The sequence below is a fragment of the Streptomyces sp. F001 genome (genome assembly GCF_004187715.1).
In the GTDB taxonomy this organism is placed as follows: domain Bacteria; phylum Actinomycetota; class Actinomycetes; order Streptomycetales; family Streptomycetaceae; genus Streptomyces; species Streptomyces flavusporus.
This window is the reverse complement of the sequence record NZ_QZWF01000002.1, coordinates 403766-427236: the sequence shown is the minus strand read 5'-3', so window position 1 is coordinate 427236 and position 23471 is coordinate 403766. Positions and strand designations below refer to the sequence as shown.

Annotated in this window: 16 protein-coding genes; 6 read left to right on the top strand and 10 right to left on the bottom strand. The window is 69.9% G+C overall.

Features of this window, described 5'->3' with window-relative positions:
• The first annotated feature begins 9 nt into the window (after positions 1-9).
• On the top strand, positions 10-738 hold the full coding sequence (locus StrepF001_RS09620; protein ID WP_240797350.1) for a type 1 glutamine amidotransferase: 729 nt from the start codon (positions 10-12) through the stop codon (positions 736-738).
• Positions 739-838: 100 nt separating this feature from the next.
• On the opposite strand, the gene pgm is transcribed toward StrepF001_RS09620, so the two are convergent.
• Positions 839-2479 (bottom strand): phosphoglucomutase (alpha-D-glucose-1,6-bisphosphate-dependent), encoded by a 1641-nt coding sequence (pgm, locus tag StrepF001_RS09615; RefSeq protein WP_129797878.1) that lies wholly within the window; start codon positions 2477-2479, stop codon positions 839-841.
• Between the two features lie 115 nt (positions 2480-2594).
• Entirely contained in the window at positions 2595-3821 is a 1227-nt protein-coding gene (locus StrepF001_RS09610) for a saccharopine dehydrogenase C-terminal domain-containing protein (RefSeq protein WP_129797877.1), read from the bottom strand.
• Positions 3822-3968: 147 nt separating this feature from the next.
• On the opposite strand from StrepF001_RS09610, the gene StrepF001_RS09605 reads away from it, so the two are divergent.
• Both StrepF001_RS09605 and StrepF001_RS09600 read left to right on the top strand, forming a co-directional pair.
• On the top strand, positions 3969-4694 hold the full coding sequence (locus StrepF001_RS09605; RefSeq protein ID WP_129797876.1) for a TetR/AcrR family transcriptional regulator: 726 nt from the start codon (positions 3969-3971) through the stop codon (positions 4692-4694).
• 10 nt (positions 4695-4704) lie between these two features.
• Positions 4705-5214 carry a molybdenum cofactor biosysynthesis protein gene (locus StrepF001_RS09600; RefSeq protein ID WP_129797875.1) on the top strand — a complete coding sequence of 170 codons (510 nt, stop codon included), beginning with the start codon at positions 4705-4707 and terminating at the stop codon, positions 5212-5214.
• Between the two features lie 67 nt (positions 5215-5281).
• Here the strand turns inward: StrepF001_RS09600 and StrepF001_RS09595 are convergent, their stop codons facing one another.
• The 6 genes from StrepF001_RS09595 to StrepF001_RS09570 form a co-directional block, all read right to left on the bottom strand.
• Entirely contained in the window at positions 5282-7276 is a 1995-nt protein-coding gene (locus tag StrepF001_RS09595; RefSeq protein ID WP_129798402.1) for a DUF1996 domain-containing protein, read from the bottom strand.
• 251 nt (positions 7277-7527) lie between these two features.
• Positions 7528-8982, bottom strand: a complete 1455-nt coding sequence (locus StrepF001_RS09590; protein ID WP_129797874.1) for a glyceraldehyde-3-phosphate dehydrogenase — start codon at positions 8980-8982, stop codon at positions 7528-7530.
• 114 nt (positions 8983-9096) lie between these two features.
• Positions 9097-10107: an MASE1 domain-containing protein gene (locus tag StrepF001_RS09585; protein ID WP_206306800.1), complete on the bottom strand. Its 1011-nt coding sequence runs from the start codon at positions 10105-10107 to the stop codon at positions 9097-9099.
• Between the two features lie 50 nt (positions 10108-10157).
• On the bottom strand, positions 10158-10988 hold the full coding sequence (locus tag StrepF001_RS09580; protein WP_129797872.1) for a PP2C family protein-serine/threonine phosphatase: 831 nt from the start codon (positions 10986-10988) through the stop codon (positions 10158-10160).
• 124 nt (positions 10989-11112) lie between these two features.
• Entirely contained in the window at positions 11113-12225 is a 1113-nt protein-coding gene (locus StrepF001_RS09575) for an acyltransferase family protein (RefSeq protein ID WP_129797871.1), read from the bottom strand.
• A gap of 117 nt (positions 12226-12342) precedes the next feature.
• The gene (locus StrepF001_RS09570) at positions 12343-13719 is read right to left on the bottom strand and encodes a diacylglycerol kinase family protein (protein ID WP_129797870.1); all 1377 of its coding nucleotides are present in this window, start codon (positions 13717-13719) and stop codon (positions 12343-12345) included.
• Between the two features lie 238 nt (positions 13720-13957).
• Between StrepF001_RS09570 and StrepF001_RS09565 the strand changes: the two genes are divergently transcribed.
• Positions 13958-14578, top strand: coding sequence for a hypothetical protein (locus StrepF001_RS09565; protein ID WP_129797869.1), 621 nt, complete (start codon positions 13958-13960; stop codon positions 14576-14578).
• Between the two features lie 15 nt (positions 14579-14593).
• On the opposite strand, the gene StrepF001_RS09560 is transcribed toward StrepF001_RS09565, so the two are convergent.
• Together StrepF001_RS09560 and StrepF001_RS09555 are read right to left on the bottom strand one after the other, a co-directional pair.
• On the bottom strand, positions 14594-15748 hold the full coding sequence (locus StrepF001_RS09560) for a HupE/UreJ family protein (RefSeq protein ID WP_129797868.1): 1155 nt from the start codon (positions 15746-15748) through the stop codon (positions 14594-14596).
• An 86-nt stretch (positions 15749-15834) separates the two neighbouring features.
• Positions 15835-19722, bottom strand: coding sequence for a metallophosphoesterase (locus StrepF001_RS09555; RefSeq protein WP_129797867.1), 3888 nt, complete (start codon positions 19720-19722; stop codon positions 15835-15837).
• A gap of 490 nt (positions 19723-20212) precedes the next feature.
• Between StrepF001_RS09555 and StrepF001_RS09550 the strand changes: the two genes are divergently transcribed.
• Both StrepF001_RS09550 and StrepF001_RS09545 read left to right on the top strand, forming a co-directional pair.
• Complete coding sequence (locus StrepF001_RS09550) at positions 20213-22105, top strand: ATP-binding cassette domain-containing protein (RefSeq protein ID WP_129797866.1); 1893 nt, start codon at positions 20213-20215, stop codon at positions 22103-22105.
• 141 nt (positions 22106-22246) lie between these two features.
• On the top strand, positions 22247-23404 hold the full coding sequence (locus StrepF001_RS09545) for a S1 family peptidase (RefSeq protein ID WP_129797865.1): 1158 nt from the start codon (positions 22247-22249) through the stop codon (positions 23402-23404).
• Positions 23405-23471 lie beyond the last annotated feature (67 nt).

Here is a 23471-nt window from a genome sequence, read left to right as displayed (position 1 = left end):
GTGTGCCTCGTGACAGAAGCGGCGAACACCGACCGGGACGCCCGCAGGGTGCTGATGGTGCGCAACGCGGAGCGCAGTGGTCCCGGGCGACTGCGGGCGTGGCTGCACGCGGAGGGGCTGACCGTCGACGAGGTGTCCGGCCCGGCGGTGCCGGCCACTTCGGCCGGCTTCGACGCTGTGGTGCTGCTCGGCGGCGGTTTCCTGCCCGACGCCGACCTGCACGCACCCTGGTTGCCCGCTGAGCGGGCTCTCGCACGTCAATGCGCCGACCATGGCGTGCCCTTGCTCGGGATCTGCCTCGGCGCCCAGGTGCTGGCCGTGGCGACGGGCGGCGAGGTGACGGGCGAATACGGTCGGCCCGAGCGGGGATCGTGCACGATCGTGCTGCGCCCCGAGGCCGGGCACGATCCGCTCCTGGCCGGGATGCCACCGAGATTCCCGGCGATCCAGAACCACCGCGACCAGGTAACCGCACTGCCACCCGAGGCAGTTCATCTGGCCGAGAACGAGCAGTGCCCGGTGCAGGCGTTCCGGGTCGGTGAGCGCGCCTGGGGTGTGCAGTTCCATCCCGAGGTCGGTGCGGACCGCCTCGCGGGGTGGGACGAGGCGGCCCTGGCCGACGCCGGGCTCGATCTGGAGATGCTGCGCGCCCGCGCGGAGACGGCGGAGGCGGACTCGGCTCGGGCCGCCCGGCGCCTGACGGCCAACTTCGCCGCCGTTGTCCGTGCGCGTACCTGAGCGGAACGCGGAGTCGGCCGGCATCGAGGTGGCCCGAGCAAGGCGGGGCGCCGCCGCTGCGACAACGGCGCCCGCCCCGACGCGAATCCCGATCGCCGCGTCAACTGCCCAGTGCCGCCAGGACCACGGACTTGGCCTCCTCCTGCACCTGACGCAGGTGGTCGGTCCCGAGGAACGACTCCGCGTAGATCTTGTAGACGTCCTCGGTTCCCGAAGGACGGGCCGCGAACCATGCGTTGGCGGTGGTCACCTTGATGCCTCCGATGGGCGCACCGTTGCCGGGAGCGTCGGTGAGCACCGCGGTGACCGCCTCGCCGGCCAGGGTGTCCGCGCTGACCTGAGCGGGCGACAACTTGGCGAGCAGGGCCTTCTCCTCGCGGGAGGCAGGGGCGTCGATGCGCGCGTACGCGGGTTCACCGAAGCGCGCGGTCATCCCCGCGTAGTGCTCGGACGGGGTCCTGTCGGTGACCGCGGTGATCTCGGATGCGAGCAGCGCGAGGATGATGCCGTCCTTGTCGGTGGTCCACACGGAGCCGTCCCGGCGCAGGAAGGACGCGCCGGCCGACTCCTCACCGCCGAACCCGAGCGAGCCGTCGACCAGCCCGTCCACGAACCACTTGAACCCCACGGGAACCTCGACCAGTTGACGGCCCAGATCGGCGGCGACCCGGTCGATCATCGCGGACGACACCAGGGTCTTGCCGATGCCCGCACCGGCCGGCCACTGGTCACGGTGGGCGTAGAGATAGGCGATGGCGGCGGCGAGATAGTGGTTGGGGTTCATCAGGCCCGCGTCCGGGGTGACGATGCCGTGCCGGTCGGCGTCGGCGTCGTTGCCCGTGGCGATCCGGAAGCGGTCACGCCGGTCGATGAGCGAGGCCATGGCGTAGGGCGACGAGCAGTCCATGCGGATCTTGCCGTCCCAGTCCAGCGTCATGAAGCGCCAGGTGGGGTCGGTGAGCGGGTTGACCACGGTCAGGTCGAGCCGGTGCTGTTCGGCGATGCGCCCCCAGTAGGCGACGGACGCCCCACCGAGCGGGTCGGCGCCGATGCGCACGCCGGCCGCGCGGACGGCGTCCAGGTCCAGCACGCTCGGGAGGTCGGTGACGTAGGTCCCCAGGAAGTCGTACCGCCCGGTGCCGGGTGCGGCGAGCGCCCGGGTGTACGTAAGGCGCCGTACGTCCTTGAGACCGCCCGCGATGATCTGGTTGGCCCGGTCCTGGATCCAGGAGGTCGCGTCCGAGGCTGCCGGGCCGCCGCTCGGCGGGTTGTACTTGAAGCCGCCGTCGGCGGGCGGGTTGTGCGAGGGGGTGACCACCACCCCGTCCGCGAGGCCCGAGGGGCGGCCACGATTGTGGGTGAGAATGGCGTGCGACACGGCGGGAGTGGGCGTGTAGCCGTCCGCGCTGTCGATGAGCACCGTCACGTCGTTGGCGGCGAACACCTCCAGGGCGGTGACCCTCGCGGGCTCCGACAGGGCATGGGTGTCGGCGCCCAGGAAGAGGGGGCCGTCGGTGCCCTGGCGGGCGCGGTACTCGCAGATGGCCTGGCTGGTCGCGGCGATGTGGTCCTCGTTGAACGCACTCGCCAGTGACGAACCGCGGTGTCCGGACGTGCCGAAGGCGACGCGCTGGCCCGGCTCGCCCGGGTCGGGGTGCAGCGCGTAGTACGCGGTGACCAGCCGGGCGACATCGACGAGGTCCTCGGGATCGGCCGGCCTGCCCGCTCGCTCGTGCTGCATACGCCCGCTCCTCACATTGCTCGGTCCTTGGCTTGCCTTCTCATCTTTCCTTGTCACGGGGCGCGGACGCGAGTGCATCACCTGCCGTTCAAGGCGGTGGCCGTCGCGGGTGTCGTCACACGCTCTGCTGCTCGCGGATACCCCACGGGGATCCGTACGCCGTCAGGAGGTCGAGGAACGGCCGGGGTGGGAAGGCCTCCGGGCCGAGCACGCCCGCGCCCGACCACGTGCCGTTCGCGATCAGTTCCAGCGCGACCACGGGGTTGACGGCCGTCTGCCACACGACCGCCTGACAGCCGTACTCCTGCATCGACCAGGCGTTGTCCACCACGTGGTACAGGTAGATCTCGCGCGGTCGTCCTTCGCGGGTGCCCCTGACCCAGGTGCCGGCACACGTCTTGCCGTGCATCCGGTCGCCGAGCCCGGCCGGGTCGGGAAGGCAGGCCGCCACCACGTCGCGCGGGGACACCTCGACCCGGGTGCCGTCCTTCGCGGTGACCGTCACGGGGTCGGTACGGTCGAGACCGATCTGGTGCAGGACGCGGAGCGCCGTGATGAACTCCTCGCCCAGCCCGTACTTGAACGTGACCCGGCCGGCCTTTACCCAGCGCGGGATCAGCAGGACCTCCTCGTGCTCGACGTTCACGCACTCCACCGGACCGATGCCTTCGGGGAAGTCGAAGACCTCGGGCTCGCTGAAGGGTGCGGTCGTGAACCAGCCGCGGTCCGCTTCATGGACGACCGGCGGGTTCAGGCACTCCTCGATCGTCGTCCAGATGCTGAACGACGGGGCGAAGTCGTACCCGTCGACCGTCAGGTTCGCGCCGTCACGGACACCGATCTCCTCGATCGTGTCGAAGAGTTCGTCGGCCGCGTACCGGGCGAAGACGTCCGAGAGGCCCGGCTCGACGCCCATGCCCACCAAGGCCAGCCGCCCGGTCTGACGCCACCGGTCGTCCAGGGCGAACTGCTCGTCGCCGAGCTTCGTCCCGGTCTGCTCGTACGGCAGGTCCGGATGCGGCCGGGACAGGGACATCGCCATGTCCAGGTAGTGCGCGCGGGCCGTGTGCGCGGCGCGGAACAGCGGCATCACGAACCGGGGGTCGGTCGCATTCAGCAGGACGTCGCACCGCTCGGCCGCCAGGAGCCGGGCCACCGCCTCCTCGTCGGAGGCGTCGACGCGGGTGGCGGTGAAGCGCCGGTCGCCCGCGGTGGCCACGGCCGCCTCGGCACGCGCGAGGTCGTAGTCGGCGACGACCATCCGCTCGAAGAAGTCCCGGCGGGCCGCGATCCGGGTGATGGCCGTGCCCACTCCGCCCGTACCGACCAAGAGGATGCGCATAGCAGGTCCTTTCGCCGTGAAAGAGGGTGAACCACGCGTTCGCCCTGTCGCCGCCGATCGAACGCCACAGGCGTTGTCCTGGTCAATGGCGTTGGCATAAGGTCCCGGCAACGCCCCGACCACATCCCCACCAGGGAGGAACGCGCGATGCCCAAACGGGTCGTGGCGGAGAGCGAACGACGGCGCAGACGGCCCACCAAGCAGGGCGCCGTGCTCTCCGAGCGCCACATCGTGCTCACCGCGCTGCGTATGCTGCGCGAGCACGGCAGCCAGGGACTCACGGTGCGTCGCCTCGGGCTGGCCCTCGGCGCCGACCCCAGCACCCTGTACCGGTACTTCCGCGGCATGGACGACCTTGTCCTCGCTGTCGGCGACGAGCTCATCGGACGCGCTTTCGACGGCTGGACGGCGACCGGTGACTGGCAGACCGACCTGCGCGCGCTGGGACTGCGCATCCACCGCTCGTACCTCGCCCATCCACAGGCGGCGGTGCTCACCGCCAGCCGGGTCTCGGGACGCCCCCACGAGATCGCGGCCGACGAGGCCGTGCTCGATGTGCTGCACCGTGCCGGTTTCCCGGTCGCCGATGCGGTGCGGATCTACCACTGCTTCATCGACCAAGCCCTGGCCTTCGCGGCGCTCGACGCGGCGTCGCTCGCGCTGCCGGCAGCGGCCCGGGAGGCCGACGAGGCGGTGTGGCAGGCCACCTATGCCAGGCTGCCCGAGTCCACCCACCCTCGGATCGCCGCAGCCGCCGGCCATCTCGTCGCCGAGATGAACGTCAGTGCCTACCCTGCGGCGCTCGACATGCTGATCGACAGCGCGGCAGCCCGTCTCGGCGGTGGCGAGCCGCCACCCGGACGGGCGGCTTAGGCTGGCCCTCATGACCAAGGTCGAGGTGGTACAGCTGCTGGTGTCTCCCGCGCACCGTTTCGCGGGGCGTCCCGCGGACGGGCCGTCGGCCGGGTCCGCGGACGAGCTGCGGCATCGGGCTGAGGTGCGCGCCGGCCTCGGTCTGGTCGGCGACCGCTACTTCGGGCAGCGGGTCCATCGCGACGCGGCGGTGACCATCATGGCCGTCGAGAACCTCCCCTTCGACATCACCCCGTCCATCGATCTTCTGCAGACACGCCGGAACATCCTGCTGCGAGGCGTCGACGTCGACTCCCTGGTCGGCTCGACGATCACTCTCGACTGCGGTGCGGGCCCCGTGACCTTCGTCCTGAACCGTCCGGCCCGGCCCTGCGCGTGGATGGACGTCACCATCGGCCCGGGCGCGCAGCGCGCCCTGCGCGGTAAGGGCGGTGTGCGGTCCACACCGCTGACCGACGGAGTTCTTGCCGTCGGGGAGGCGGCGTTCCGTGTCGTCGCCGAGCCGCACGCCGGTCAGTAGCGGGTCGGCGAGGGTTCCCCCGGGCCGTCGGCCGCCCGCTGGGCGGGCGGCCGACGGCCCGGTGGCGTCACAGGGAGCGGCGCGCGGTGCGACGCAGCAGGACGAAGCCGGCGATCAGAAGGACGGCGCCGGCCGCCGCGGGCCACAGGCGCGCACCGGTGTCGGCGAGTCCGCCCTGGACAGCCTGCGGCTCGGTCTGCCCGGAGGCTGAAGGGTCGCTGCCGGACTCCTTCTCCTGCGGCACTTCGGCGGCGGCAGCGTCCGAGTCGTCCTGCGCCCCGCTGTCGGACGGTCGTGAGGTGGCCGAGGGCGAGGCGTAGACATTGGGTGCGCCACTGGCGGGGGCGGTTTCCGTGGGAGCGGAGGGCGCCGGGTCTGCGCCGCCCGCCCCGTTCGAGGGCTCGGCAGACGGCTCGTTGCCCTTGTCGCCGGGCTGGTCCGCGCCGTCGTCGGGCTGCTCCCCGCCGTTGTCGCCGGGCTGGTTCGCACCGTCGTCGCCCGGCTGCTCCTCGCCATTGCCCTCATCGGGCTGTTCCCCGGCGTTGCCGTCCTGGGGTTCCTCCGGAGTCGCCGTGGGCTGCTCCCCCGCGCCCTCGTCGGGGTCGGCCCCGGAGCCCGGCTCCGCATCGCCCGAATCGCACTGCCGGCCGTCGTTGATGCAGTCGACCATCTCGCCCATCAGGTCTTCGTCGAAGACGTTGATGAAGTCACCGTGGTCCGTGACCGGCTTGTGCAGTTGCTCCGGGAAGGAGTCCACGGCGAACAGCGGGGTCGTCCGGCCTGAGTCGTTCAGGCTCGGCGCGTCGACGTCATACACGATGCGCTGCACCAGCTGCGGTATCGCCTGGAATCCGGCGGGGCACCGACCGGCGGCGTCGGCGAAGGCCACGTGGGTGCGGTGGTTGGCGCTGTCGATGTTCCGGCCGTCCCAGCAGCTCTGGAACTTGAAGGTGCGCACCACGTCACTGCCGGACGGGCACAGCGGGTACTTGTCCTTGAGCTGCCGGTCCTCGAAACCGGTGCAGCTCCAGGAGGCGTTGGCGTTGGCGGTTCCGTTGACGAACGCCTTGGCGTCGCCGGTGATGATGCGCAGCAGTCGCGGCATGGCCGTGACCTCGCCGACCGGGCTGCCCGCGAATGTCAGCGTGACCTGTGCGGGCGTGACGATCTCACCGGCGTTGCCCTCGATTCCGCCGCCGGGGGCCTCGGCATCCTGCTCCACGGTCCCGTTCTGAAGCCGCAGCACCGGCCAGTAGTACGACGACTTGTCGCCGGGGTTCTCGCAGCTCGTCTCGGCGTTCGCGAGGTCCTGGTCGCTGGCGAAGGCGTCGTTGGCCTGGTTGCCGATGTAGTCGTGGAAGTGGTGGGCTCCGTTGGTGACGCCGGGGGCGACGATCACGTTGTCGGAGTTGAACAGGCCCTGTTCGTTGACGCCGCAGCTGGTGGTGAAGCTGCCGCGGGATGCGCTCTTCTGCCGGGGCGGGTTCTGGACGTTCGGCTGCACGGTGGTGATGTCCGCGTAGTCCGCGGCGACGGGCCCGTTGCCGGCCTGACCGCCATTTCCGGTCTGGCCTTCGTCTGGCTGGTTCTCGTCGTCCTGGGAGCCGCCGTTCTCGCCCTGACCGGCGTCGGCGCCGTCACCGCCCTGGTCGCCCGTGGGTCGCAGCGTGCAGGCCGCGAGGTCTTCCAGACCCTGCGGACGCTCGCCCGTCCGGTCGATGGCGGCGGCGATGCGCTCGATCGTCCCGGTCCGCTGCTCCTGCAGCGGCGTCAGGATCGCGTCCGCGTCGAAGCCGCCGCCGTCCTGCGCGGCGCCCGCCGGCTCCTGGAGCTGCTGGTAGGCCTCCGTCACCTGCTGGTCCAGCAGGGCGAGTTCCTTGTCCACGTCCGCTCGCGCGTCGTCCGGAACCTCGGTCAGCTTCTCGCCCACGTCCGGGCAGTCGATGGTGGCGGCCGTCCCGGCCCCGGCTTCGTTGGCGAGCGTGCTGTTCGCGCCCCCCGAACCGCCGTCGGTGGCGGAGGCGTAGACATTCGCCACCACCAGTCCCCCACCGCCCAACATCAGAGCGACAGCTGCGAATGTCGCCCGTCTTGCACCTTTGGGGCGTCTGCGCGTCTTGCGTCCCACGGAGTACTCCTACGCCGGATGGCCGACCTGGTCATGGAAGCCTTCCGGTGACATACGCAGCCGAGCGCCGACATGTTCAACCGCATCGCGAATTCACGTGTGCGCGGCTCCGGCAGGGCCGTGAAACGACGTCGTCCCTGGCGAACCTCCCACGGTGTTCGCCAGGGACGCAGCAGGCGCCGAGATCAGTGCAGCGGGGCCGGGTAGGTGGGGTACTCCACTCCGGACACGTGCTGGACGACGCGGATGACCTGGCAGGAGTAGCCGAACTCGTTGTCGTACCAGAGGTAGAGAATCGCGTTGTCGCCCTCGACCTTGAGCGCGCCGGCGTCGACGATCGAGGCGTGGCGTGAGCCGATGAAGTCGCTGGAGACCGCGTCGGGGGCGCTGATGAAGTCGATCTGGCGCTTGAGCGGCGAGGTCAGTGACACATCGCGGAGGTGGTCGAGGACCTCCTGGCGGGTTGTCTCGCGGGCGAGTTGCAGGTTGAGGATCGCGATCGAGACATCGGGCACCGGGACGCGGATCGAGCTGCCGGTGATCTTCGCCTTGAGGTCGGGCAGCGCCTTGGCGACGGCGGAGGCGGCGCCGGTTTCGGTGATGACCATGTTCAGCGGCGCCGAACGGCCGCGCCGCTCGGACTTGTGGTAATTGTCCAGCAGATTCTGGTCGTTGGTGAAGGAGTGGACGGTCTCCACGTGGCCGCGCAGGACGCCGTACTCGTCCGCCATCGCCTTCAGCGGCGGCACGATCGCGTTGGTGGTGCAGGACGCGCAGGACAGGATCTGCTCGTCCGGCTTGATGGTGTCGTGGTTGACGCCGTGGACGATGTTCGGGACGTCGCCCTTGCCCGGCGCGGTCAGGACGACCTTCTCGATGCCGGGGCGAAGGTGCTTCGACAGGCCTTCGCGGTCGCGCCACTTGCCGGTGTTGTCGATGAGGATGGCGTCCTTGATGCCGTACGCCGTGTAGTCCACCGTCGTCGGGTCGTCGGAGTAGACGACCTGTATTTCGTTGCCGTTGGCGATGATCCTGCTGTTCGCCTCGTCGACGGTGATCGTGCCCTGGAACTGGCCGTGGATGGAGTCACGGCGCAGCAGGGAGGCGCGCTTGACGAGATCCTCGGCGGACCGGCTCCCGTTGTTGCGGACGACGATGGCCCGCAGCCGCAGTCCGTTCCCGGAGCCGGCCTTCTCGATGAGCAGGCGCGCGAGGAGCCGCCCGATGCGGCCGAAGCCGTAGAGGACGACGTCGCGTGGCTCCCGGCGCTCGATCTTGCCGGCGCCCGTGGCGCCGGCCACGGCCTCGGCGGTGAACTCCTGCACCGACAGACCGCGGTCGTCGGTCCGGTACGTCGCGGCGAGCATGCCGATGTCGATCTGGGAAGGTCCGAGATCGAGGGCGGTCAGCGCCTGCAGGAAAGGCATCGTCTCGGTGACGGAGAGCTCCTCACCGGCGATCTGCCGGGCGAAACGATGGGTCTTCAGGATGCTGACGACCGATTTGTTCACCAAGGAGCGGCTGTGCAGCAGGACGGTGACGTCCCGTTCCCGGTGCAGCTTCCCGATGACCGGGATCATCGACTCCGCGATCTCCTCGCGGTGCTTCCAGTTGGTGAACGAGTCTTCGTTGACAGTCACAAGTACATCTTTCGAGCTAGGCGGCGCTCATATGATAGACGTTCGCTGTTCGGGCCATGCAGCCGGTGTCGCCACACCACAATTCGGGGCTCGCGCTTGCGTACAGGCCGACCGTCACTGCGCTCCCGGCTGTCTGCTCCGGCCGTCGTCCATGGCCGGCCGGCCGGAGGGGGACTCCCCTGCGGTGAGATGTTCCAGGACCTCGACCAGCTCCTGGCACGCTCGTTCCACCGACCGCCTGGTGTTGCGCTGCTCGGTGATCACGGCGGACAGGAGCAGGGCGGTGAGGGCCATCGCCCCGTTGAAGGCCTGGAGCTTGGTCATCACTTCGACACGGGTCAGCCCTTCGAACGGTCCGACCCGGTCCGTCGCCGCGACGGTCGCCATGATCGAGGCGAACAGGGCGCACAGCATGCTGCCCGCGAGCTGGAAGCGCAGTACCGCCCAGATCAGCAGCGGGTAGACGAGGAAGAGCAGGCTGACGGAACTGCGGGTGGCCACCGGCACGACGCCGCAGGCGATGACAGCCAGGCCCAGGGCCTCCTTCCATCGGGTCACGTGCAGTGGCCGGCGCAGCCCGTGCAGCAGGAGCAGGACCGGGGTGACGATCAGAACGCCCATCGCGTCGCCGACCCACCAGGCCATCCAGATCGGCCAGAATTCGGGCGCGGCGAGCCGCCCCGTCAGCACGAGGAGTCCGGCGCCCACGGTTGCGCTGATCACCATGGCGGTCAGGGCGCACAGGAACACCAGCGCGAGACCGTCTCGTAATCGGCCGAGATCCGTACGGAAGCCCACCTTGCGCAGCAGGAGATACCCGCAGACGGGAGCGGCGGTGTTGCCCACGAGGATGCCGACCGCAGCGGGCCGAAAGGTGGTGAGGGTCATCATGACGAGGAGGGCGCCGAGGGCGATGCCGGGCCAGCAGCGCATCCCCAGGACCAGCAGGCAGGCCACGGCCACGCCGGTGGGCGGCCAGACGGGTGTGACCACCGCGCCCTCGACGACGAGGTGGCGCAGCAGGCCGAGCCACCCCGCTGCGTAGTAGCCGGCGGCGACTGCCAGCGTCTGCAGGGCGAAGACGACCGGTCGGCGTAGATCCTCGGTACCCACCACAGCAGCCATGAGACACCGGCGCCCCCACGTCGGCGAGGTGAGGGAGTGGCCTGAAGGCCCTATGGCTGAACGTCGAGCCCGTCGTGGCCGACGACCAGTACGGCGGCGTCGTCGTCGTGCCCCACCTGTTCGACGCCCTTGATCACGGCGGCGGCGAGCGAGCCCGCCCCCATCCCTGCGACGGCGGCGATCCCCGCGAGCCGTACCACCTGGTCGAGCCCGGCCTCGACGCTCAGCGTCGGCCCCTCCACGACACCGTCCGTGAGCAGGACGAACACCCCGCCCGTGGTGAGCCGGTACCGAGTCACGGGGTACTCCATGCCCTTCTGGATGCCGAGGGGCGGTCCTCCCTCGTCCTCGGAGACGCCGGATTTTCCGTCGGCCGTGGCCCAGACGCAGGGGACGTGTCCGGCCCGGGCGCTCTCCAGCACTCCGGTGGAGGGGTCGAGCCGCATGAAGGTGCAGGTGGCGAACAGGTCGCCGCCGAGGGACAGGATGAGGTCATTGGTTCGGGCGAGGAGTTCGCCCGGCTCGCTCGTCACGGAGGCGAGGGCGCGCAGTCCGACCCGGACCTGGCCCATGAAGGCCGCCGCCTCGATGTTGTGGCCCTGAACATCGCCGACGGACAGCCCGATGCGGCCGTCGGACAGCGTGAAGGCGTCGTACCAGTCGCCTCCCACATTGAGGCCGTAGCACGCCGGCGCGTACTCGACGGCCAGGTGGAGTCCCCGGGCGACCGGCAGATCCCTGGGGAGCATGTCGCGCTGCAGGGCGATGGCCAGCTCGACCCTGGAGCGCTGCAGCTCCGCCTGCACGCGCGCCTGGGCGGTCAGCGATCCGAGTCTGGCCAGCAGTTCGTCGCCGTCGTCTGTCGGGGCCGTGCGGGACATTGATCACTCCGGCGAGGACAGAAGCCCCCTGAGGCAAAGCAGCATTTTTCCCATTAAGGGATGATAGCGACACCCCATCGAGGCATGACACCGCGCGCGGTCATGCCCCGTGGGGCGCCTCCGATCATGCCGGCGGGCGTGCAGCAACGCCTGCTGCAGGCGTGGTCCGCCGGAAGGCCCACTCCATCTTCGGCTCCATCGCGAACCGGAAGATCCGCCGCACGGGTGGGGTGCACAGCAGCGTCACGACGACGGCGGCGACGACGGTCACGATGATCTCGCCGAGCGGCCGGTGGAGCCAGCCGTTGTCGTACACGTGGAAGTGGTTCACGGTCTGCATGCCGAAGCCGTGCAGCAGATAGCCGTACAGCGTGCCCGCGCCGAGTGCGGTGAACCACATGGCACGCCCCGGCACCCAGGCGAGGAAGCAGGCGACGAGGACCAGTGAGCAGCCGAAGAGGGCCAGCGTCATGAGGGGCCCGTACCAGCCGGGTGCGCCGAGCTGCTCGGCGCTGGTGCGGTGGAAGAACCAGGCGTAGTTCATCCGCGGGACCGCCCAGTACGCCACGACGAGCGCCGAGGCGAAGACGGGCACGGCCAGCAGGCGCACCTCGCGGCGGCGGACCAGTTGGAAGTGCTCCGGCTTCAGGCACAGGCCGAGCACGAAGTAGGGCAGGAACTGCAGCATGCGCTGCAGATCGAGGTCCTTGCCGATGGACGGCGTGAGGGTGGCGAGCATCGCGATGCCGAGCGCGATCGGCAGCGGCCACCGTACGACCTTCCATATCGGGGTGGTCAGCCGCCAGACGAACAGTGCCGCGAGGAACCACGTCAGGTAGAGGGGGTCGAGCAGGCTGAACGCCCGGTCCGGCTCGTTGTCGGCCCACCGTGTGAAGAGGGTGTACGCCACCTCGAAGACGACGTAGGGCACGGCGACACCGGTCAGCAGGCGCTTGATCCGCCCCGGGGTCGCCTCGAAGCCGCGCGAGAAGTAGCCGGAGATGACGATGAACGCCGGCATGTGGAAGCAGTAGACGATCATGTAGAACGCGGTGACGGTTCGGCTCTCGCTGCGCAGCGGCTCCCACGCATGGCCGATCGCCACCAGCACGATCGCGAGGTACTTGGCGTTGTCGAAGAACGCATCGCGCTGCTTGGCCGGCCCCTCGGCCGTCCCGGCCGCGGCCCTCTGCGGTCTGACGGCCGCGCGTTCCGCCGAGCGTACGGCGTCACTCACCGGACCTCCCGAGGCAACCCGGGGCCGCCGTTCCTCGTCCTACATGAATCAGGGGTATATCAACAGTGAACATCAGCGGGCACACTAGTCACAGGAGTGAGTCCCCGTACAGCCCTCTCAGCGTCCGGGCTCCTCGCCCCCCGGCGGCCGGCGCCTGTGAGCGGAGCGCGTCGGGACGGCCGTACGACTCACCACGGCGGCGAGTTTGCGCAGTCGACGCCAGTCCAGTCGGGGCGGCAGGTCGGGGACGCCCGGCCGTTCACGGGGGACCCGGACGCGCAGGACGCGGCGTTCGATGCGGCAGCGGACGGGAGTGCACAGGGTGACGGCCTCGCCGTCGAGGCCTACCTCCAGCCGCGGCTCGTCGGCGTCGATCACCACCTCGCGAGCCGTCAGCGCCCCGACCCCCTGGGGGTCCAGCAGCAGTTCGGCCGCCTCCACGGCGCTGTCCACCTTCACGGCGAGGACGCCGAGCCGGCCGGAGTTCAGTCGCTGGCGCCGGCCGAAGCCAAGGGGATCGTCGATGCGGTAGGGATTGTTGCTCACCAGAACGGCCTGCGGATCGGTGAACGTGGTGCCGTCGGCGTGGGCGGTCAGGCGTGGACCGCGCTGACGGGTGAGCAGGTCGGGCAGCAGCTCCAACGCGGTACCGACCTTGTCGTCGCGGTAGCCGGGGCTCTGCACGACCGCGCCGTACACCCCGAACGAGGCGTTGTTGACGAACGGGCGGTCGTCGGCGAAGCACAGGTCCACACGGAGTTCGACACCGTCGGTAAGGGCGTCGAGGCAGGCGGCCGGGTCTTCGCGGTTCAGGCCGAGGTCCATCGCGAAATGGTTGCGGGTGCCGGCCGATATCACGAGGAACGGCAGTCCGTGCTCCGCGGCCACCGCCGCGACCTGGGCCTGTGTTCCGTCACCGCCGGCGACGCCCAGGAGATCGGCCCCGTCCGCCACGGCGGTTCTCGCGAGGGCGGCCACGTCCTGATGCTGTTCCGGATCCAGCAGGACGACCCGCGCACCGAGCCTTTCGGCCTTGTCACGCAGGGCGAACTTCTCCACCTTGCCGCCCCCGGCGCGCGGGTTGAGCAACAGGAAGGGACGCTTCGGGGGCGGCGTCCGGTACTCCTTGATCCGCCCTTGGCGCAGCCCCGTGCTGCGCAACGCGTACCGGCCGCACCAGACTGCCGCGGCCCAGAGCAGTCCGGACAGGGCGATCACCCAGAGCAGGTTCTCCCGCAGAAAGAGCACGACGAGAGCGATGGGCGTGGCAACGGCCAGCAGAGTGGCGCCGGCACGTACGGCTCCGCGGCGGGACAGCACCCACCACAGTGCAGCGACGGTGAGGGCGAGGCCCGCGAGCCCGAGGACGAGCAGCAGCAGACCGCCCGGGCCGCCACGGACGAGCGGCAGCAGAACCGCCGCGGCCGCCGCAGCCAGGGCTCCCCTGGCCGCCCAGGCCTGCTTGCGGTGCAACCGCTGCATCGGCGTCGACATCACAGATCCTCCACGCGCCCCGTCGGCGTCACTGTCCCAGCACTCCCAGCGCCCTCGCGAACGGGCAAGCGGCGTTCCAAGATCTCACGCTCGTTCCCCGGCCAAACAACGGCGCAGAACAGATCAAAGTTTCCGATCAGCGACATTCGGGACAGATCTGTAACAGGAGCAGAGGGCAACGAACGGAACCCTCGGCGAGTCGTACCAGGCGTAGTGAGCGAACGATGTGGAGGCAATCATGAACGTCCGCACTCGAAGCACCCGACTCACCCTGGCCGCCATGGCAACCGGGGCGGCCGTCGCCCTGACCGCCGCCCCGGCGGCGTCCGCCGGCACGTCGGCCTCCGACACACCCCGGTTCCTCAAGCCGGGCGAACTGCCGCCGCACCCGACGTCGCCCTGGTACGCCGGGCCCGTCACCGCCGGACAGCCGGACCCGCTGCCGATCTGTGTGGGAGCGGCCCTGCCGTCGATCGCCACCCACCGCACGTACTGGACCGAGTACGACACCAACGCCCTTCAGGTGACGGTCGTCGAGCGGGACACACGGCGTGCCAAGGCGTTCGCCGCCCTGCTCCGCAAGGACCTCGCCGACTGCGCGAAGAAGCTGATGCAGCAGTACCCGGACATCACCGCGACCAGGAAGTACTACGGCCGGCTGAACGTCGAGGAAGGTGCCCACGTCTACGGCATCCACACCGTCTCCGCCTGGGGTGCTTCCGACATAGGGCTGTTCTCGGTCGGCCGGGACGGCAGGACCGTGGCCGTCGTCAAGTGGGCGCAGATGGGTACCTTCGAGCACGCCCAGGTCGACGACTTCAAGGCCACGACCGCCAGGGCGGTCAACAAGCTTCACTGACCCGCAGTGAGACGGTCATGCCGCCACCGTCACCCGGTCCCAGAACCAGTAGAGGCTGACGATCACTATGGGCGCGGTGAGTGCGGGCAGGACCCAGCGGTGTGTCGGGGTTCGGCGGAGGAGGAGCAGCAAGGGGAAGACGACGGCGATGATGCCCAACTGCACCGCCTCAATGCCGACGTTGAAGCTGAGCAGCGACAGCAGCAGTTCCCAGGACCAGCTGTCCTCGATTCCGAGCGCGCCGGCGAAGCCGAGGCCGTGCACGAGGCCGAAGAGGAAGACGACCGCGAGGCGCCGGCGTCCCGACGTCTCTTGGTCGCGCAGGACGAGGGCCGCGAGCGCCATGACGGCGATGGAGGCCGCGATGACCGGCTCCACGACCGAGCCCGGCACGCTCACCACGCCCATGGCGGCCAGCAGGAAGGTGACGCTGTGTGCCGCGGTGAAGGCGGTGGCCGTGAGCACGATGTCGCGCAGGTCGCGGGCGCCGATGAGCAGGCAGAGCAGGAAAAGGAGGTGATCCAGGCCGAACAGCAGATGTTCGGTGCCGAGGAGGAAGAACTCCCGGATCTGGTGGGGCTCATGGCCTGCGCCGGTCTTCAGGGTCGGTTCGGCGGCCGTCAGGACCTGGGAGCCGCGCTGCCCGCCGATGTCGTAGTGGACGATCGTCTCCGTGCTGTGGACGAAGGTCTCGGAGTCGGGGAACAGGGTGCTGGAGATGGTGTGGCTGCCGTCGGCGGCGGGCGGGCAGTCGTAGGCCAGGGTGAGGACCGCGAAGGGCCGGTTGCCGCGGGGGCGAACGTCGGCGTCGCCGACGCGGCGGGGTGCGCAGGGCTGGTCGTCGTAAGTGACAGCGAAGCGTTCGGTGACGTACTCGGTCACCGCGTCGGCGTTGGTCTTGAGCTGGTGCAGTTGGTCGGTGCGGGTCTTCGCCTCGTACGCCTCGGCGTAGAGCCAGGCCGACTTCATGAGCAGGTCGTACTCGAGGTCGAGGGTTGCCTCGACGTCGGCTCCGGTGCCCGTCACCTCGACATAGGCCGTTGAGGTCGCGTCGTGTGCGATGGCGGGTGCCGAGTGGGCGAGGCCGGCGCCGAGCAGGGCCACCACGGCGGCGGCGACGGTCAGGAGCGCGGCGGGGAGCCGGGGCACCGCCGGTGAAGGCAGAGGCATGGACGTCTCGGTTCTTGTGTGAGATGTGGCGGCCCCGCCGTCCCGGGCGGGCTGCGTCCGGGACGGCGGGTGCCGGCGGACGCGTGCTACCGGTCGGCCGGTGATGTGAACCATGGGTACGTCGGCGCGTCCGGACCCCAGGTGCCGGGGCGGCCGTGGCTGTCCTTGGTGACGAAGACGCTCGGCTCGGATGCGGTCACGCCGCCACCGGTGGAGCGTGCCGTGACGAACCACGCGTGGGTCGTGCCGGGCTTGAGGCCCCTGAAGGTGACCGAGGCGACCTCACCGGAGTCGGCCTTGGTCCGCCCGATGACGTCCACGGGGTTGTAGAGCGCCAGCGAGTCGGTCTTGAAGGTCGTCCTGCGGGTGTTGAGGTCGATGGGGAGGACCATGTTGTCCTCGGTGCCGTCGTAGCGGTGGTTCGTGTCGTACTCGGTGGCGCCGAACTCGTCGAGCAGCGGCGAGTAGGTGTCCACGGTGAGTTCCGACCGGTCGACGTCGAACTGGAGCATCCGGAAGAAGCTCGAGCCGAACCGCAGTTGGTCGCCGGGCTGGTAGCCGCCGATCTCGGTGAGGCCGAGCCGGTCCGCGGAGACCGTGTAGAACTGGTAGTCCGCGAGCAGTTCGATTACGCCGTGCGCGATCTCGCCGACCTTCGGCTTCACGTTGGTGCCCACGCCGTGTTCGTGACCGGCGAGGATCAGGAACACGTTCGGGTTGTCCTGGACCACCGTCTTGTAGAGCATCGAGCCGTCGGGCGCGGAGAATCCGGCCCCGCGGCCGTCGGGGTTGCTGCTCGGTGCGAGGTAATCGTGCGAGAGCAGGATGCCGTTGCGGTCGGGGAACCGCTTGAAGACCGAGTCGGCCCATTCGGCCTCCTCACGCGTCACCCCGTACGACAGGCCCACCACGACGAAGTCGACGCCACCGGCGGAGAACAGGTCGTAGTGGTTCTGGTTGTCGCCCGCACGCCACGGGCCGCCGTACTCGGCGTGCTCCCAGCCCTGCGACAGCGACTGGTAGCGCTCGGGCCCGTAGTACTGGTTGTAGATCGCGTCCGGACCGTTCTCGGTGCCCGACTGGTTGTCGTGGTTGCCCGCGATCACACCGTTCGGCACGCCCGCGTCGTCCAGGATCTTCTGCTGCTTCGAGGACACCTCCATCTCGCCGACGACCTGGCGCCGGGTGGCCTCGTCGGCGGGTTTGCGGATGTTGTTCTCGATGATGTCGCCGGTGTGGGCCACATAGGAGATCTTGCGCTCGTCCTTGTTGGCGGCGACCCAGCGGGTGATGTCGCCATACGCCTTCTCCCAGACCGCGCGTTCCTCGGCCGTCTCCTGCTCCACCGCGCCCTCGGAGAGGTACTGCGTGTCGGTGAAGTGGACCATCGAGAAGTCGTACGAGTCCGGGTCGGCGAACCGGTTCGGGTCACCGGCGTCGATGTCGTCGGCGAACGGATCCTCGCCGGTCACCATGACGTGGACCAGCTGACCGTCGACGTAACTGCGGTCGACGACGGCGGTCAGGACCGTGTTGCCCTCGGCTGCGCCGCGGGCGCTCGTCAACACGTCCCACTCCTTCGTGCCGGTGTTCCACACGCGCAGCGCGGCGAGCCGCTCGGGATCGATGACGCCCTCCCAGCGCAGCACCGGCGCGTCGACGTGGCCCTGCACCCGGACGTCGAACCGCTGGAACGTGACCTCCTCGGCGGCCGGCGCGTCCAGCGTCCTTCCGTCGGCAGGGGCGAGGCCGGTGGCCCTCACCTTCTTCTCGCCCTTGACCTTGAGCGTCGTGGGGACGGACGTGGCCGTGCCCTCGTACACCTGGTTCGGGGTGAGGATCTCGGCCTCGGAGAAGATGGCGCTCACCGGGCCGCCGTCGGGCTCAGCCACCTTCGCCGACAGCTTCACACTGCTGCCGGCGTCGGTCGTACCGGACTTCGGGGTGAGGTCGGCGGGGATGTCCGGGATGCCGGCGGAGGTGAAGGTGATCTCCCGGGTACCGGTGTTACCCAGGCTGTCGGTACCCGTCACCGACAGGGTGTGCTCGCCGGCGGACAAGCCGGGGCCGACGGACGCGCCCGGCTGGATCGGCCTGCCGTCGAGCTTCACGTCCGGGCCGCTCACCACGCCGGAAGGGTCATCGAGGCGGACGTCGAGGACCACCGAGGTGGTGATCTTCTGGCCCGCGGCGGGGGTGCTGGCGGCTGTTCGGGGCGCCGAGTTGTCGGTGACCAGAAGGCGGGTCGCGGTCCTGCCGGTCCTCGACGTCGCGGCCAGGGTGTGCCTGCCGTCGTCGATCCTCGTGGTGTCGAGGTCGGCGCGCAGGCCCTGGGCCGGGCCGTCGACGAAGAACTGGAGGTCGATCTCGGTCAGTGGGTTGACGTTGTCCCCGCAGTTGCCGTCGCCGAGGCTGTACGAGCCTTTGACCATCCGGCCGGTGGCGGTGCCCCGCGCCGGGGTGACCGTGACGCCGGAGACGGCGAAGTCGTCGCGGTTGGTGCCGCACGAGGTCACATAGGTGCCGGTAACGAAGTCGATCGTGTTCCAGCCGGGGACGAGCCACTCGTTGGGGAAGGTCAGGTCGACCTGCTGACTGACGAAGTCGCTTTCCAGCGCGAGCTTCTGGCCGTTCACCAGGACGTGGTTCTGGTAGCGGGCCTCGATCGAGTTGCTGCCCACGGTGAAACCGAGGGTCGCGTTTCCGGCGCCCAGGGTGTCGGAGACGTGCACGGCAGGGGCGTCGATCGTGTAGTGCAGTTCCACCTCGCGCAGGCGGGTGTCGCTGCTGCCGCAACTGCCGTCGCCCATCGCATAAGCGTCCGTGATGTCCCGGCCGGTGACGGTGCCGCCCTCGAAGGTGAGCGCGAGTCGCGCGATGTCGAAGTCGTCGCGGTTGTTGCCGCAGCTCTCCTTGTACGGGCTGGTGACGACCTTGATCGTGTTGTCGCCGGGCACCAGGTGCCGCGCCGGAATCGCGATGTCGACCCGTTGGCTCACCCAGGTGCCGCCGAGGTCGATGCGCTTGCCGTTGACGAGCAGGTGGTTGTCGTACCGGTCGTCGATGGAGTTCGGTCCGACGTCGAAGGAGAAGGTGGCGGCGCCGTTGCCGAGGTGCGGATCGGTGACGGGGGCGGCCCCGTCCACGGTCAGCGACTCGACTTCGCCTTCGGCGCCGGCGGGGAAGGTCGCGAACACCGACTGCGGGCCGGCGACGAGCGTGCCGTCCTTGGGCAGCAGACGAGGTGCGCCCGCCGGGGCGTTGTTCACCGTCACGGTGTTCTTGACGCTCTTGCCCGAGGTCGTCGTCGCGGTGAGGGAGTGTGTGCCGTTGGCCAACTTCGTGGTGTCCAGGTCGGCTTGGAGACCGGTGGTGCCCTGGGGGTCGCCGAGGGCGAAGAAGGTGAGCGTCGCCTTCTTCAGGAGCGTGGTGTTGGAACCGCAGCTTCCGTCACCGAAGGAGTACGTGTACGCGTTCTCCTCGCCGTCCGCGACCTCGCCGAGCAGCTCCAGGCTGATGTCGGACAGCACGAAGTCGTCGTAGTTGGTGCCGCATGAGCTGTCGACCGCGCCGGCGATGATCTCGATCTTGTTCTCGCCCTTGACCAGGTACTCGTTGGGGATCTCGATCGTGCCGCGCTCGTTGACGAGGTCGCCGATGTCCGCCCGGTGGTCGCCGTTGACGAGCACGTGGTTGTGGTAGCGGGCCTCGGTCGAGTTGGAGCCGACATCGAAGCTGAGCCGGGACACCCCGACCGTCCGCTCGGCGTCGATCGGCTTGCCGTCCACCGCGAGCCTGGTCACGGAGTCACCGGCCAGGGTCGGCGTGGCCGCGACCTTCTCCGTGCCCTCCAGATACGAACCGTCGCCGGGGGTGAGGGTCGGCAGAGTCGTGGCGTTGCCCGAGTCGCTCAGGCCCGCTGAGCCCCGCTCATCACCGGAGTCGGCGTATGCCGTCGTCAGGTTGCCGCTCACCAGGAGCAGCGCGCTGAGTACCGCCCCCGCGAGCCGTTGTCCCCTCGTTCCATGGGCACCCGGCCGTCTTCGCCACCGCGTTGACCGCATCGGCAGCCGTCCTTCCTGATCGCCGCACAGGTGAAGGGCACGCCGTGAAAACGATGTACGACATGCCCATGGCGGATCCTGGGCAGCTCAGATGAACGGAGCTGAATCGCCCGTGAACGATCAGGAGAAGGAGGCGCTGTCTCGGCCAACTCGCCCCACTGCGGGAGTCATCTCCGCTGTCCCACCCGCCACATCCGCCTCCACCTCGGCGTTTCGGCCAATCCCGCGTTCCGTCCGACCCCGATGGCCCAACGGTCCGTGGCCCCTGCACAAGCCTCCACTCGCTCCGCCCTGCGGATTCCGGTCCGTCCGAAATACGTGTGTTCGATGACGCGGCTCACGTCGTTGACCCGGATGTCGCCGTCGGCACGTACGTCAAGACCGAACCGGAGGAACCGAGTTGGCCTCAGCAGATGCCCGGGAGGAGCGGCGGACACAAGCCCTCCCTCCGCCACCGCCCGCCGAGATCAGGTACTCGGGCGAGTACTCCGTGAACCCGCTCGGCGAAGCCTCCTTCCGCAGGCTGAGCGCCCAGATCCCCAAGGTCCTGGGCCGCATCATCGCCATGGCCTGGCACATCGAACGGCGGGCCGTCCTGCTCCTGTTGGCCTGCCCGGTGGTCACCGGTGCCGCCGCCGCGGTCCTGCTGGCGGCGACGGCCCGCGCGATGGGGCCACTGCTCGGCGCGGACACGGTCACCGACCGTCTCCGGCAGGCCCTGCCGGCGCTGGTGGTCGTCGGCATCGCCGCCGGTGTCGCCCGGGTCGCGGGCGTCGTGGCTGCCTACGCCGAGCGGCGGATCACTCCCCGGCTCACCACCCGGGCGGACACCGCCCTCGTGGAGGCGGTCTGCCGCGTCGAGGCGTCGGCCTACGCCGTCGACGGTTTCTCCGACCGTCAGGAAGCCGCGGAGATGGGAGTGATCCGCACCCATGTGATGGTCACGGACGCACAGCGGTTCCTGTCGGCCCTGATCCGGATGGTCACCGCGGCCGGGGCGCTGTCCGTGCTCAACCCGTTGCTGCTGCCCCTCCTGCTCCTCGCCGTGTTGCCGGCCGGTGTCGGCGCGGTGCTCACCGCGCGCGTGGACTACGAGATCCACTACGCCAACATCGCCGACCGCAACGTCAAAGGCATGATGCGCTGGTGGTCCACGACGCCCAAGTACGGCGACGAGGTCCGCGCGAACTCGATGACGGACTACCTCATCTTCTGGTACCACTCCCTGTCCGAACGCTGCGACCGGCGCACGCTGGCCGCCGCCCCGCGCACGCTGCGCATCGCTCTGGTTTCCTCTTTGGTCGCCGGCGTGTTCCTCGTCGCGACCTGGGGAGCGCTGGCCTGGCTGGCGACGACAGGGAGGATCGCGCTCGCGCTCGCCGCGACGGCCGTCGTGGCCGTGCAGACGACCCTCGCCGGCCTCTCCCAGGTGATCATCAACGGTGCCGCGCTCTTCCACACGAGCCTGTATCTGAGCGACATGCAGGCGTTCCTGGACGACGCCTCGGCGCGAGCGCCCGAACGGGGCGCGCTGTCGGTCGCGGCGCCGGTGGACGAGATCCGGCTGGAGGAGGTCGTCTACCAGTACCCGGGCAGGGACCGGCCCGCCGTCCACGGTGTGTCGCTCACCCTGCGGCGGGGCGAGATCCTCGCGGTCGTCGGCGCCAACGGCTCCGGCAAGTCGACGCTCACCCGCCTGATCACCGGGATCTACCTCGCCGACAAGGGCCGGGTGACCTGGAACGGCCTGGACCTCGCCGGGACCGACCCGGCAACTGTCTGGCAGCAGACCGGACTTGTGCCGCAGATCTTCGCGCAGTGGCCGCTGCGGGTGCGGGAGAACATCACCCTCGGCCAGCCCCGGACCCGGGACGACGGGCCGGTGTGGGAGGCGATCGACGCCGTCGGCATGCGCCGGCCGGTCGAGGAACTGCCCGCCGGTCTCGACACCCTCCTCGCCCGTGAGGTCTTCGGCGGTGCGGAGCTGTCGGGCGGGCAGTGGCAGCGCATCGCCTGCTCGCGGGCGCTGTACCGGCGTCCCGCCCTGCTGATCCTCGACGAGCCCACCTCCCAGATGGATCCGCGCGGCGAGCACCAGATCTTCGAGCAGATCAAGGCGATCGCCGGCGACCGCATCACCATCGTCGTCACCCACCGACTGGAGAACACGAAGATCGCCGACCACATCGTGGTCATGGAGGAGGGCCGCATCACGGAACAGGGCAGGTACGACGACCTCGTGCACGCCGGCGGCACCTTCGCCGAACTCCTGGAACTCTCGCAGGACCGATAGCCGACCGAGATGCGGCACAATCCGCGCATTGGCATGGACCTGATAGACATACGGAGCTACGCTCGGCCCAACCTCCATGAGAGCGCTCTCAGTTGCGGTTGTTCCACCCCCACCTTGCTGGAACGACGAAGGGCATCTTCCGTGAGACGCATCAGACTCCTGCACGCCGGCCTGACCGCCCTCCTCATGCTCGGCAGCTGGTCCGCCGCCGGTAGCCTGCCGGCCGCGGCGCACGACACCGCCGCCGACGACGCGCCGCCGGCCTCCGCCGGACTTCTGCACGCCATGCAGCGCGACCTCGGCCTGTCGAGTGATCAGGCGGAGGCACGGCTGGCGGCGGAGCGCACCGCCAGGGACGTCGCACCGACGGCGCGCCGGGCGGCCGGCGCCGCGTACGGCGGCTCGTGGTTCGACGCGGACAGCGAGCGGTTGACCGTCGCTGTCACGTCGGACGCCTCCGCCGCGACCCTGCGGGCCGTCCGGTCCACCGGCGCGACCGTCCGCACCGTCGAGCACAGCGCGCGACAGCTCGACGCCACCAAGGCGCGCATCGACCGGCTGTCCGCCCCGTCGGGCGTGAGCAGCTGGCACGTCGACCCGGCGGCCAACGCGGTCGTGGTGAACGTCGTCGAGGCCGAGCGCGCCGACAACGATGTCCGGCGCTTCGTCGCCCGTGCCCGCGCTGCCGGGCCGGTGACCGTGGAGACGGTGCCGGCCGCCCCGCGGACCTTCGCGGCGGGAACGGTCGGCGGCGACCCCTACTACACCGGCAACGTCCGCTGCTCCATCGGCTTCTCGGTCCACGGCGGGTTCGTCACCGCCGGCCACTGCGGCGGGGGCGGCGCCGCCGTGCGCGGCTGGGACGGCACCCACATCGGCACCTTCCAGGGCTCCTCGTTCCCGGACAACGACTACGCGTGGGTCAGCGTCGGCAGCGGCTGGTGGACCGTCCCGGTGGTCCTCGGCTGGGGCACGGTCCCGGACCGGCTGGTGCGCGGCTCGGCCGAGGCACCCGTCGGCACCTCGATATGCCGGTCCGGCTCCACGACCCACTGGCACTGCGGCACCGTCCTGGCCAAGAACGAGACCGTCAACTACAGCCAGGGCGCGGTGCATCAGATGACGAAGACCAGCGTCTGCGCCGAACCCGGCGACTCAGGCGGCTCCTTCATCAGCGGTGACCAGGCACAAGGGGTCACGTCAGGAGGCTGGGGCAACTGCTCCGGCGGCGGCGAGACCTGGTTCCAGCCGGTCAACGAGATCCTCAACCGCTATGGGCTGACCCTGCACACGGCCTGATCCGCACCACGGCCCGAGGGTCCCGCCGGTGTCCGGCGGGACCCTCTCGCACGCCCGGCCGCGGTCC

Excerpts from the sequence above, each read along its gene's own strand:
- pgm (WP_129797878.1), bottom strand. The coding sequence starts at position 2,479 with ATGCAGCACGAGCGAGCGGGCAGGCCGGCCGATCCCGAGGACCTCGTC.
- StrepF001_RS09610 (WP_129797877.1), bottom strand. The coding sequence starts at position 3,821 with ATGCGCATCCTCTTGGTCGGTACGGGCGGAGTGGGCACGGCCATCACC.
- StrepF001_RS09605 (WP_129797876.1), top strand. The coding sequence starts at position 3,969 with ATGCCCAAACGGGTCGTGGCGGAGAGCGAACGACGGCGCAGACGGCCC.
- StrepF001_RS09600 (WP_129797875.1), top strand. The coding sequence starts at position 4,705 with ATGACCAAGGTCGAGGTGGTACAGCTGCTGGTGTCTCCCGCGCACCGT.
- StrepF001_RS09595 (WP_129798402.1), bottom strand. The coding sequence starts at position 7,276 with ATGTTGGGCGGTGGGGGACTGGTGGTGGCGAATGTCTACGCCTCCGCC.
- StrepF001_RS09585 (WP_206306800.1), bottom strand. The coding sequence starts at position 10,107 with ATGGCTGCTGTGGTGGGTACCGAGGATCTACGCCGACCGGTCGTCTTC.
- StrepF001_RS09580 (WP_129797872.1), bottom strand. The coding sequence starts at position 10,988 with ATGTCCCGCACGGCCCCGACAGACGACGGCGACGAACTGCTGGCCAGA.
- StrepF001_RS09570 (WP_129797870.1), bottom strand. The coding sequence starts at position 13,719 with ATGTCGACGCCGATGCAGCGGTTGCACCGCAAGCAGGCCTGGGCGGCC.
- StrepF001_RS09565 (WP_129797869.1), top strand. The coding sequence starts at position 13,958 with ATGAACGTCCGCACTCGAAGCACCCGACTCACCCTGGCCGCCATGGCA.
- StrepF001_RS09560 (WP_129797868.1), bottom strand. The coding sequence starts at position 15,748 with ATGCCTCTGCCTTCACCGGCGGTGCCCCGGCTCCCCGCCGCGCTCCTG.